11 protein-coding genes and 1 pseudogene are annotated in these 10839 nt (G+C 69.0%); 4 read left to right on the top strand and 8 right to left on the bottom strand.

From position 1 onward, the window contains the following. Nucleotides 1-933: multicopper oxidase family protein (locus JNW89_RS16425; RefSeq protein ID WP_238449580.1), on the top strand; the 933-nt coding region annotated here is incomplete at its 5' end. A gap of 221 nt (nt 934-1154) precedes the next feature. Here the strand turns inward: JNW89_RS16425 and JNW89_RS16430 are convergent. After that, nucleotides 1155-1517 carry a nuclear transport factor 2 family protein gene (locus JNW89_RS16430; protein ID WP_238447443.1) on the bottom strand — a complete coding sequence of 121 codons (363 nt, stop codon included), beginning with the start codon at nt 1515-1517 and terminating at the stop codon, nt 1155-1157. 200 nt (nt 1518-1717) lie between these two features. Between JNW89_RS16430 and JNW89_RS16435 the strand changes: the two genes are divergently transcribed. Further along, nucleotides 1718-2308, top strand: coding sequence for a DinB family protein (locus JNW89_RS16435; RefSeq protein ID WP_238449581.1), 591 nt, complete (start codon nt 1718-1720; stop codon nt 2306-2308). Between the two features lie 140 nt (nt 2309-2448). Here the strand turns inward: JNW89_RS16435 and JNW89_RS16440 are convergent, their stop codons facing one another. The 3 genes from JNW89_RS16440 to JNW89_RS16450 all read right to left on the bottom strand — a co-directional run bounded on the left by JNW89_RS16440 (nt 2449) and on the right by JNW89_RS16450 (nt 5044). Then, a complete protein-coding gene (locus tag JNW89_RS16440) occupies nt 2449-3726 on the bottom strand; it encodes an RNA polymerase sigma factor (RefSeq protein WP_238449582.1) in 1278 nt (425 codons plus the stop codon). Between the two features lie 100 nt (nt 3727-3826). Continuing rightward, nucleotides 3827-4261 carry a YciI family protein gene (locus tag JNW89_RS16445; RefSeq protein ID WP_238449583.1) on the bottom strand — a complete coding sequence of 145 codons (435 nt, stop codon included), beginning with the start codon at nt 4259-4261 and terminating at the stop codon, nt 3827-3829. Between the two features lie 444 nt (nt 4262-4705). Then, a complete protein-coding gene (locus JNW89_RS16450) occupies nt 4706-5044 on the bottom strand; it encodes a hypothetical protein (RefSeq protein ID WP_238449584.1) in 339 nt (112 codons plus the stop codon). A gap of 804 nt (nt 5045-5848) precedes the next feature. Between JNW89_RS16450 and JNW89_RS16455 the strand changes: the two genes are divergently transcribed. Continuing rightward, nucleotides 5849-6967: a hypothetical protein gene (locus JNW89_RS16455; protein WP_238449585.1), complete on the top strand. Its 1119-nt coding sequence runs from the start codon at nt 5849-5851 to the stop codon at nt 6965-6967. A gap of 263 nt (nt 6968-7230) precedes the next feature. Here JNW89_RS16455 and JNW89_RS16460 read toward each other — a convergent pair whose 3' ends face one another. Both JNW89_RS16460 and JNW89_RS16465 read right to left on the bottom strand, forming a co-directional pair. Beyond that, nucleotides 7231-7839, bottom strand: a complete 609-nt coding sequence (locus JNW89_RS16460; RefSeq protein ID WP_238449586.1) for a S1 family peptidase — start codon at nt 7837-7839, stop codon at nt 7231-7233. Next, the gene (locus JNW89_RS16465) at nt 7812-8411 is read right to left on the bottom strand and encodes a hypothetical protein (protein ID WP_238449587.1); all 600 of its coding nucleotides are present in this window, start codon (nt 8409-8411) and stop codon (nt 7812-7814) included. Before JNW89_RS16465 ends, JNW89_RS16460 begins: the two co-directional genes overlap by 28 nt. Nucleotides 8412-9035: 624 nt before the next feature. On the opposite strand from JNW89_RS16465, the pseudogene JNW89_RS16470 reads away from it, so the two are divergent. Then, nucleotides 9036-9275: pseudogene (locus JNW89_RS16470) on the top strand (IS5/IS1182 family transposase); the annotation flags it as partial. A gap of 343 nt (nt 9276-9618) precedes the next feature. On the opposite strand, the gene JNW89_RS16475 reads toward JNW89_RS16470, so the two are convergent. Beyond that, the gene (locus tag JNW89_RS16475) at nt 9619-9840 is read right to left on the bottom strand and encodes a hypothetical protein (protein ID WP_238449588.1); all 222 of its coding nucleotides are present in this window, start codon (nt 9838-9840) and stop codon (nt 9619-9621) included. Between the two features lie 284 nt (nt 9841-10124). Beyond that, the gene (locus JNW89_RS16480; RefSeq protein ID WP_238449589.1) at nt 10125-10664 is read right to left on the bottom strand and encodes a hypothetical protein; all 540 of its coding nucleotides are present in this window, start codon (nt 10662-10664) and stop codon (nt 10125-10127) included. Nucleotides 10665-10839 lie beyond the last annotated feature (175 nt).

Genomic DNA, 10839 nt, shown 5'->3' on the forward strand with positions numbered 1-10839 from the left:
GTGACGCAGGCGGCGGTGCTGCCCGGACAGGAGTTCGTCTACCGGTTCCGCGCCGACCAGGTCGGGACGTACTGGTACCACACGCATTCGGTCTCCGACCTCGGCGTCCGGATGGGTCTCTACGGTGTCCTGGTGGTGCGCCCGGCGCCGGGGACCGGCGTCGACATCACCGTTCCGGTGCACACCCTCTCCGGCCTGCCGCTGCCTGCACCGAGGATGGAGCCGGTCGAGGCGGGGGTGCCGGTGCGGCTGCGGCTGATCAACACCGACAGCACGACGCACCGGTACGCCCTGGCCGGGACCCCGTTCCGGGTCGCCGCGATCGACGGATCCGACCTGCAGAGCCCGACGTCGCTCGTGGACACCGCCGTGCTGATCCCGGCCGGGGGACGCTACGACCTGGTGTTCACCGCGCCCGCCACGCCGGTGGCCCTGTTCGTCGACGGACGCGCGGTCTACTCGACCGGACCGGTCTCAGCGGCGACCGCCGCGTGGCCGGTACTCGATCCGCTCACCTACGGCGTCACCTCTCCGGTGCCGTGGTCCCGGATCGACAAGGAATTCACCCTCGTTCTCGACCGCGGCCTGGACCTGCACGGACTGCTTCCGCGGTACGCCCACACCGTCAACGGCGCGGCCGACCCGGACATCCCGCCGCAGGTTGTACGCCTCGACGACATCGTCAAGTTCACGATCGTGAACCGGTCCCAGGTCGTGCACCCGTGGCACCTGCACGGGCATCACGTCCTGGTGTTGGCTCGCAACGGAGCAGCGGCGACCGGGAGTCTGCTGTGGCTGGACTCCTTCGACGTGCGCCCCGGCGACGTCTGGGAGGTGGCGTTCCGGGCCGACAACCCCGGAACATGGGCTAACCACTGCCACAACCTGGCGCACGCCGACGCCGGGATGACGCTGCACCTGATGTACTCGTGATCCTCCGGCTTTGGAGCAGGTTGAGATGTCCACGCTCGGAATTCCGTGGCGTGAACTGTCGCCGGAACAACTCCGCCTCATCGCCGACACGCTCCAGTCCTCAGGGAACGCCAAGCACCGGTAGCACCGCAGCGCACTGCTTACGTGCTCCGAACGCTGGGGCGGGTCGAAGGTTGCGGCCGCTCGATGCACGAGTTGCGGCATGAGCGTGCACCGCGCCGTCACTCGCCGCCAAAGGAGCTGAACTGGATGCCGGCCAGCCGCCAGCCGCCGGGGAGCTCGACCCAGGTCTGGCTGACGCGGACGGTCAACGCCATCTCCTGCCCGCGCCAGGCCGATCGGCTGCGTTGGATGCACCGGACGATGGCCGCGTGACCGTAGAAACACACCTCGATCTCGCTGCTCGCCAAGCTTGTGTAGGCGAACTCGGCGAACTTGCCGACCCACTGGGCTTTGTTCAGCACGTGGCCCTGCTCACCAATGGATCGGAAGTCGTCGGCCAGCAACGCGTTCAGCGCGTCGGTGTCCGCGTGTAGCTCAGCCTCGTCGAAGGCCAGCTGGAGTTCATGGATGGCGGAGATCACGAGCAGATCTTCCCCGACCGTGCGTCCCGGTGGAAGGCAGCCGTGGAGGATCGATCAACCCGCGCGATCCGGCACGCCGCGAGTATCCGCACATCGGCAGTTCAGGATGTCGGCAGGCCCGCAGGCCGACCACCCAGCCGGTGCTGATCTTGCAGGCGACACCTCGCACGCTGGCTCGGCCATGAGGAAGACTGGCAGGCATGGCTGATCTGGACGACCCGAAGGCTGCGTTGCACCACTACCTCCAAGCGACTCGCGATGACCTGATCTGGAAGCTCGACGGGCTGAGCGAACGCGAGGCCAGACTGCCCCGCACCGCGACCGGCAACAACCTGCTGGGAGTACTCAAGCACTGCCTCAACGTCGAAGCCGGCTACTTCGGGCCCACCTTCGGGCGCGAATTCCCGACGCCTGAGGAGCTGGTCCCCATGCAGGCGTTCGAGGAGGACCCGCAGGCAGACTGGTACGCGCGCGAGGACGAGACGAAGGATGGGCTGATCGACCTGTATCGCCGTGTCGGAGTGTTCGCGGATCAGACGATCGAACAGCTACCGCTCGACGCGCCGGGGCAGGTGCCGTGGTGGCAGACGGGTCGACAGGCCGTGACGCTGCACAGGATCATCGTCCACGTGACCTGCGACCTCGCTCGTCACGCCGGGCACGCCGACATCATGCGCGAGCAGCACGACAGCGCGATCGGCCTGCGGAGGGAAAGCACCAACATCCCCGACGACTATGACTGGCCGGCGTACGTCACCAAGCTGACGAAGCTGGCTGACCAGTTCGGATAGCCGCCCGGTCCCCTTGATACAGGCGGTGCGGTCAGCATCCGCTCATCGGCAGGAGCGGGCACCACCCGAGACGTTGCACCGCGGGGATCGCGCCAGATCCGGATACCAGGACGGCCAGAGGACATTCCTCAACTCGGAGTTCAGGAATGGTCCGTTCGCACCGGCTGATCGCAGGCGGCGGCGCGGTTGAGCAGCAGGGTCCGCTCCCGCTCGTTGCGGGTCAGTGACGCCGCCCGCTCGAATTCCACCCGCGCCTCGGCGTGCCGGCCCAGCTTGGCCAGGAAGTCGCCGCGCACGCTGGGCAGCAGGTGGTAGTTCTGCATGGCCGGGAAGGCCATCAGCTGGTCCAGCAGCGCCAGCCCGGTCTCCGGCCCGAACGCCATGGACAGTGCCACCGCGCGATTCAGCTCGACCACTGGGGACGGCATCGTCTCGGCCAGCTGCTCGTAGAGCCAGGCGATGCGCTCCCAGTCGGTGTCCTCGAAGCGGCGGGCGCGGGCGTGGCAGGCGGCGATGGCCGCCTGCAGCACGTACGGGCCGGGCTTGCCGGCGATCAGGGTCTCGGCCCGCTCGAGCGCGGCCAAGCCGCGGCGGATCAGCAACTGGTCCCAGCGGGCCCGGTTCTGGTCGGCCAGCAGGATGGGCTTGCCGCCCGGGCCGGTGCGGGCGGCCGCCCGGGAGGCCTGGATCTCCATCAGCGCCACCAGGCCGTGCACCTCGGGCTCGCGCGGGGCCAGCCGGGCCAGGATCCGGCCCAGCCGCAGGGCGTCCTCGCACAGCGCCGGCCGCATCCAGTCGTCGCCGGCGGTGGCCGAGTAGCCCTCGTTGAAGATCAGGTAGACGACCTCGAGCACTGAGGAGAGCCGGGCCGCCAGTTCGGCGCCCTGCGGCACCTCGAACGGCACCCGGGCTTTGGCCAGGGTCTTCTTGGCCCGCACGATCCGTTGCGGCACGGTCGGTTCCGGCACCAGGAAGGCCCGGGCGATCTCGTCGGTGGTCAGGCCGCCGAGTAGCCGCAGGGTCAGCGCGGCGCGGGCCTGCGTGGACAGCACCGGGTGGCAGGCCACGAACACCAGCCGCAGCAGGTCGTCGCCGATGCCGTCGTCCTCGGCGACCATCGCGCCGATGTCCGGGGTGGATTCCTCCAGTTCGCGGCCGACCTCCTCGACCTTGCGCTTAAAGGTCTCGTTGCGCCGGATCTGGTCGATGGCCCGGCGCTTGGCGGTGGTCATCAGCCACGCGCCCGGATTGCGCGGCACGCCCTCCGCTGGCCACTGCTCCAGCGCCGCGACCAGCGCGTCCTGTGCCAGCTCCTCGGCCACGCCGACGTCGCGGACGAGCCCGGTCAGCCCGGCGATGAGCCGGGGCGCCTCGATCCGCCAGACCGCCTCGATCGCACGGTGGGTGTCGGTGGCCACGGCCCCCGTCTACCCCACCGCGCGATCAGACGCAACAGTGCTCATGCCAGGTCGGCGGGTTCGCCCTTGAGCCGAAGCCGCGTCTCCCCGGCCGTGCTGATCAGTTGTTCCCGGCGGCCTTCGCGCGCCGCTTCTCCACGGCCTCCTGCTGCTCGGCGGTGAAGTCCTCGCCGAAGTCCTCGGGTACGAAGGCCCGTCGGATCTCAAGGTTGGTCTGCTCCCCACTCCCCGGACGCTGGATCGGGCAGCGCTTGAACCGCTCGACGCACTCCTCGAGTGACTTCATCTCGACCAGCCAGAAGCCGGCGATGAGCTCCTTGGTCTCGGTGAACGGCCCGTCCACCACGGTCCGCTTGTCGCCGTCGAAGTAGATCCGGGCGCCGCCGGCGCTGGGCGCGAGGCCCTCGGCGGCCAGCAGCACGCCGTCGTCGACCAGTTCCTCGATGAACTTGCCCATCGTGTCGAAGTCTTCGGTGGCGGGCAGCACGCCGTCTTCGCTCTCCGCGGTGGCCTTCATGATTACCATGAACCGCATCGCTGTCTCCTCATGTCAGGGTGCCTTCTCACCTACGCGTCGAACGGCGGTCGGCCCGCTCGACACCCTGCCAGAAGTTTTTCCGCCGACCCGCTACGCGGCTCGGCGGGTCGGCGTGTGGGAGCGAGAACCAGCGTTGGCTGCAACACGATGGCCGGAACGAGCAGCCGGAGTGGCCACAGCCCTACACAGGTAACCGCGCCGAACACCACCAGCAGCGCCCACTGTCACCACGGGCGACTGCAACGCAACGGGCAAACCGCCGAACGTCAACACCACCGCATGATCGCGACGATGCAGGTCGTCGCGCCGGCCGATCATCGGTGCGGGCTCGGGCCTCGTGGAGGCAGCGCAATCGTCCGCCCAGCTGCGAACCAAAGCATGTCCACGTAACCGTTAGCCCGTACCGGTGCGCATCGTCCGGTAGCCCCCCGGGGGCCGACATCATCCGTGCACGCCTCGGCCTCGCTGCGGATCCGTAGCCGGAGCGGCGAGCACAAGCAGCGTCGCTGGAAGGTGGAAAGACACCAAGAAGCAGATGCCCGGAACCATAAGGAACAGCAGCAGTACTCCTCCTGCCAGGCATGCCGCCTCGAAAGGTTCACGACGCACGGCGAACAGTTGGATCGCCATGATCACCACAGGAAGCCACCATGCCACCAACCACACCGGCCCGTTCTCATGCCCGAGGGTCAGCCAGGTCGCGGTGATAGCTGACGTCAGGAACGCGGCCGTGGCCAGGGCGCGGGGCCACACATGAACCTTGTCGCGCACTTTTGTCATGGCTCAGGACCTCAGCTCAACCATGTCAGGCCCCATCCGGTTCGGGCGGCGCGACCGTTGGTGCCCGATCCAGCGCTGCACGAGGGGCAGTGACGGTGGTCAGGGCAACAGCTGTTGCGAGCAGCGCCGCCCCAACCAGCAGCGCGTGGCTGGTTACGAGGAACGGGCCGCGGGCAGGCGGTGGCGGCGCGCCACTCCGGGGGCACCGGGTCCTTGTCAGCCAGCGTTCTATCGCCGAGCGCCTGCGCGAGCTTCATCGCGCCGTATGCAGCGGAACGTGTGGCCGGCCTGCAGCCGGCCGGCTCGGTTGGCTCATTGCGTGACACGCTTGGTCCCCTGGGCGTCAAGACCAGATCGTCGCCATGAGCAGCGCCACCACAACCGCACCCCGCGTTCAGGTCCGACTCCCATGACCTGAACCATAGGTACCGTGGACGCGGCAGCCATCCCTCGCGAGGGGAACGGACTCCCGCGCCAGAGGGAAGCCACTGCACGGCCGCCCCGGGCCGCCGTCCGAGCAGGGTTCAGGGGCGGGTCCAAGGTGACCGATGGGCAGCGGGACAACGACGTGGATGCTCGATGGTCGGCCCGATCTCGGGATCTCCCTCCTGTCGCCTGTTCACTAGCAGGTTCTCGACCCTGCCGCAGTAGTGCCCAGCCAACTCGCGGCAGTCGGCCGTACCACGATGTAAGCCGGGCGTGCTGCGGGTGGCGCGCTCGGTAGGGTGTCGCTTCACCGTCTACGGTCGGAGGTCCCAGGTGAGTGGCACGAAGGTGTGTGCGCGGCGTCGTGCGCTGGCCGCGGTGATCGTCGCGCTGCTGGCCGTCGGCGCGTGTTCCACTCCCGGCGGCGGCGCGCCATCGGCGCAATCACCGGTGCTCTACGCCGACCCGTCGCACGGCATCTGCCGGACCCTTCCCTTTCAACTGCTCGAACAGCACGTCGGCCATCGATACGCCGACTTCGGTGCCTGGAAGTTCGCGTGGGGCACGGTCGAGGTGGTCGGTCTCACCGACACGCTGATGGGTGAGTGCCATCTGGACACCACCAAGGGCACCGACTATTACGACCCGCCGTACGGCGGTGTGGCGGTGTGGTTGTACACCTACCCGACCACGGCGCAAGCCGCTGCCGCTCACCGCACTCGCACCCAGGGCAAGAGCACGTCGACGGAGTCACCGGGCACAGACCTCGACGTGGACACGTTGGCCTGGCAGGACCAGGACCGCGATTCCGGCTTCGCGTCCGAACTCACCGCTCATGTCCTCGACCGGAACCTCGTGATGACCGTACTGGTCAGGGCCGGGCACAAGAGCGCCGAAGCGCCGACGGCCGCCACCCTGCGCACCGCCACCAGCGCCTTCGTGACCGACAGCATCCGCCGGCTGCGAGGCAACCCGCCCCGCCCCACGCCTCGGCCGACCACCGCACAGACCCAATCGGACTACCCGACGCCGGGAGAGGGATTCTGTCGGACGCTACCGCTGGATCTGTTCCATGACCGGCTGGGTGGTCCGATCCCCGGCTACCCGGACGAACAGATCTACAACGGCACCGCCTACTGCAGCCTGCGCACGATCGGCACCGGAAAGAAGAGCCGGGGTGGCACCATCGCGCTCTGGATCCGACGTCACGACACCACCCAACAGGCCCTCGACTTCCACCACGCCCACCAACCCACCTCCCTCACTCCCACCGGCCCGGCAGGGGCGACGCTCGATGTCGACGCGCTCGACTGGGCCTACCAGCCACCGGCCAACGGCCAGGACGGGATGCACACCCTGCGCGTCGTCGCCGGCAACCTCTACGTCTACCTCGACATCACCGGCTACTCGGACAACCCAACCCCTCTGGTCGACGCAGAACTGGCACCCACCATCGCCGAGTTCCTCCAAGCCGCCATGACAACCCTGCGGAGCTGAGGCCACTTCGGGTCCGCCGAAGAGGTCACCAAACCACAGAACTGCAGCTGGGCGCGCGTGCAGTTCGATGCGCCGGTCAACCAGTGGGACGTCTCGCGCAGGCGGATGAGCTTGCCGCATTCGCGGCCTTCCTGCATGGGACGACTCCCAGCGGCGGAGGCGCTCGGGACCGTCAGCGGCGTGGGCCGGCCCGTGCGGACCGGCCCACGCTACTTCGATCACTGCTTGGCGCCGACCCGTTGCGGCTGGGCGCCGGATACGCGTCAGCCCTGGATGAGCGAGGCGCCGTGGTAGGTGAGCGAGCCGATCTGCGCGTCACCCACCGGCCGCAGCAACGGGGCGTACCAGACGGTGCTGGAGCCGTTGGCGAAGACGCCGGGGCAGACCGCCGTGCCGGTCACCCCGGCGGAGATGGTGCCGCGAGCGTCGACCCGCCCATCGGAGCGGTACGAGTACACCGGCCCGCCACTGTCGCCCGGTGCGGCGGCGCAGGCCCCGGCGGTGACGTGGTTGGCCTGCGTCACCGGCCCGATGACGTAGCCGACGTTGATGAACTGGTTGACGACGCTGACCCGGACGTTGCAGTGCTCACCGCTCGAGGCGCCGCCGGCGCAGACGTAGTTGCCGACGTAGTCCGATGCCGCCCCGCCGACCCCGATGCTGGTGGCAGCGTTGTACGGTCCGGTGTAGATCCGGCCGGCTGCCGCGACCCTGATCATCAGGGTGTCCCGCGGGTTGTTGTCGTTGATGATCGGCCCCATGGTGTTGGTGGGGCCACCACCGTCGTACGCGACCTGACCGTTCGACCCGCAGTGCCCGGCGCTGAGGATCTGGCGGGCGTCGTTCAGTACACCCCGAACCCGGTGCTGCACCCACCTCCGGCGTAGTACCGCGCACCACCCCAGTACGGGGCGAAGTCGTTCTGGCGATTCAGCAGCGTCGGGCGCGATGCGGTGCTCAGGCTGAGCGGCAGCCGCGCGGTACGCAGGACGTCCTGCTTGCCCGCCGCCGGCGCCCTGTCGGTGACGATCACCGCGAGCCCGCTGCCGTCGACCTTGGCGGACACCGAAACCGCACGCGAGTCGGCAGCGAGCCGCTGCGCCTCGGCGACCATCTCCCGCTGGTGGAACCGGGCCGGCTTGAACTTGACCGGTACGGCGAGCCGCTTGGCCAGGTTGCGGACGGATCCGGGCACCTGCCCCTTCCAGTAGACGGTGAGCTTGCGGTCTTCCGGCGCGGCGACCACGCCGGCGAAGCCGTCGCCGCGGGCGGCCATGATCTCGTCGGCGGCCGAGTTGAGCCGCTCCTGCACGGAGAACAGCTCACGCCAGGTGGAGAACCCGCCCGGCACGGCCTCGGCCGGCTGGGCCGATGGGGTGACCGGCTTGCCGTCGGCCACTGCCGGTGTTCCGATCGCGCCGGCGGCGACGATCGCAGCGGCCAACGCGAAAAATGGTTCGGCGCATGACCGCGCCTCCGCGTCCGCCCGATCTCATTTGACTCATGGGGATTTACCTCCTGAAGTGAGAGCCGCCGGGGCAACAATTCCCCGGTCGGATTCAAATTCTGGAGCGATGAATCCCATTCACAAGGCTCCTGCTACCAAGCAGACTCAGCCATTTACCCGAGCGGACCGGCATGCGAACATTGTCGGTTCCGCAGACTTACCAAATGCAAATCGGCGCTCCTTTCAGAAAATCATTTCGCACCCGGCCAGGTGGGCCACCTGGTCGTCGGCCATCGCAAGTGACCAGGGAAGAGACGTTTATCTGACGGAACCGCCACCCGCCGTGCGAGCGTGACTCCGCATGGCTGAAACCCCTCGAGTAAGCGTCGAACAACGCACGATTCCTTGCCTCTTCGAAGCGGGCCCCAGATATCCATCGGCTTTTCGCAGAGCCGGCGCTTCGACTCTTGCAACGCCGCCTCGATCGACCCCGGCACCATGTCAAATGCCCGACGATTCGCCACGCCCGCAGACGACGGAAAGAGAGGTCCTGATGCTTTAGTTCGTGCTCCTTGGGCGCGCCCTGCCGCTCTTGTAGCGGTGGGTCGTGGTTGAGCAGGAAGGGTCCACCTCGCCGTCGACGGCCGCGGTCGGCCGTGGTCGGCCGTGGTCGATCCTGCTCACTCGGGTCAGGCCGGCGACAACCCGCAACTGACGGCCCTGCCGAACGCGTCAACGAGCCTGGACCTGCCCGGCCCGCACACGCCCGAACGGCTGATCGCCGACACGGGTTTCGCCCCCGACTCCACCCGACGAGCGTTGCGGCAACGCGGAAGCCGGCACGTCATCCCGGATATCTCGCCTACAAGCCCTGTGCGAGGAATCCATCGGCGTCTGCGAACGGTCGCAGGCTCGAAACGGGAATCCGGGCCAGCGCTACGCAGGGTGCAGCCGTCCGGCGCGGTTGCTGTCGACAGCCGCTCGGCTGGCGCGGGCAGTCCGCGCCTACCGTTCGTCGTCGGTCTCTAACAGGTCATCGGTGGCGTTCGGACCGCCGAGGTCGAGCTTCGGGGTGGCGTGTACTGCAGTGAGCGCGAACACCTGGCCGAGCCCTACGCGCAGCGCCGCCAGTTCGGCCGGCTCGAGCCGAAGCCGAACCTGGAGCGCCGGCGAGCGCAGCGCAGTTCCTTGGCCGCCTCCCGGGTCAACCGCACGCGTAGGAGCCCCGGTCCAGTCGGAGCGAACGCAGTCCGTTCCAACTGGGTGCATGTGCCTCGGTGACCAGGCACAGGCCCTCGTTGTCCTCCGGGTCGTACTGCTCGTAGGTCGGATCGCAGGCCTGGAATTCCAGGCGGCGCGGTGTGTCGTCCCACTCACGGCCGGCAAGCGCCACCGAAGGACACCCCTGCTCCTCCACCACCTGCACCTGCGTCGCACCAAAGCCGACACGGAACGGTGCACCAGCCAGGCGCCCACTGGGCGAACGACACCTGGCCGCCCAGCTTGAGGGATCACGCGCGCCCAGCGATCTGGCAACGCAACAGCGCCGGTGGCCGGAGTATGCAAGAGCGTTGCCGAGCGTCCCGACGGCGGCAAGGACTATCTGGACCGTGACCCGTCCTTCCTGGTGGCCGCCGCGACCTCCGGTAGCTGACCGCGCGCAGCGCACCCCGCCCGGGCGGAGCTGTCGCCAGGCGCGTCCGCCGTCGGCTACCCCGCCGCGAGCCGGCCCGCCGCCGACGTGGCGACCATCCGCGCGTACGGCTCGTCCCGGTCGGGCGAGAACATCACGGTGCCGACCAGGTCGCCGACCCGGACCACCGCGACGAGCGTCACGATCGGATCGGCGGCAAGCGTCTCACCCTCGTAGGCCCACTGCTCCTCGCGGACGAGCAGCGCCTCGTCCCCGGCGAAGCCGGTGGCCACGACGGTGAACCTGCGGGGCGCCGGACTTCCGGGCGCGGTCGACGGTGTCGCCGTGCCGGCGCAGGTCGCCAGCACGTGACGTACATCGTCGAGTGCCCGCGGGCCCCACCCGCCCGCATACCGGTGCAGGTGTTCGTAGACGTACCCGGCCGAGCCGGTGGCGTACCCGGTGAAGTCGAGGTCCGCCTGCCGGCGCAGCGACGGGTAGTCGGAGCTGCGGTAGGCCGCGCACAGATCGGCCCAGCGCCACGTGTCGCCGGAAAACGGCTCGCTGGGCAGCTGCTTTCGCCACGCACCCGGCCCGAGATCCGCTGGCCGGAGCATGAGGGTGCCCAGGTCCGCCACGCCGGGGTCGGGCCTGCCGCTGCCGTTCGGGCTCGGCGGGGCGCTCGTTGCCGGGGTCGTCGGGCTCGGCGCCACGCTCGGCGCCACGGTGCCGCTCGGCGCCACGGTCGTCCGGCTGGCGCCGGGGGTTGGCGAGCCGTCGCCCGGCCCGAGG

It is taken from the genome of Micromonospora sp. 4G55, from assembly GCF_016803375.1.

Bases quoted from the DNA above. Each gene is read 5' to 3' on its own strand.
- JNW89_RS16450 (WP_238449584.1), bottom strand. From the start codon at position 5,044: ATGACAAAAGTGCGCGACAAGGTTCATGTGTGGCCCCGCGCCCTGGCC.
- JNW89_RS16435 (WP_238449581.1), top strand. From the start codon at position 1,718: ATGGCTGATCTGGACGACCCGAAGGCTGCGTTGCACCACTACCTCCAA.
- JNW89_RS16445 (WP_238449583.1), bottom strand. From the start codon at position 4,261: ATGCGGTTCATGGTAATCATGAAGGCCACCGCGGAGAGCGAAGACGGC.
- JNW89_RS16480 (WP_238449589.1), bottom strand. From the start codon at position 10,664: ATGCTCCGGCCAGCGGATCTCGGGCCGGGTGCGTGGCGAAAGCAGCTG.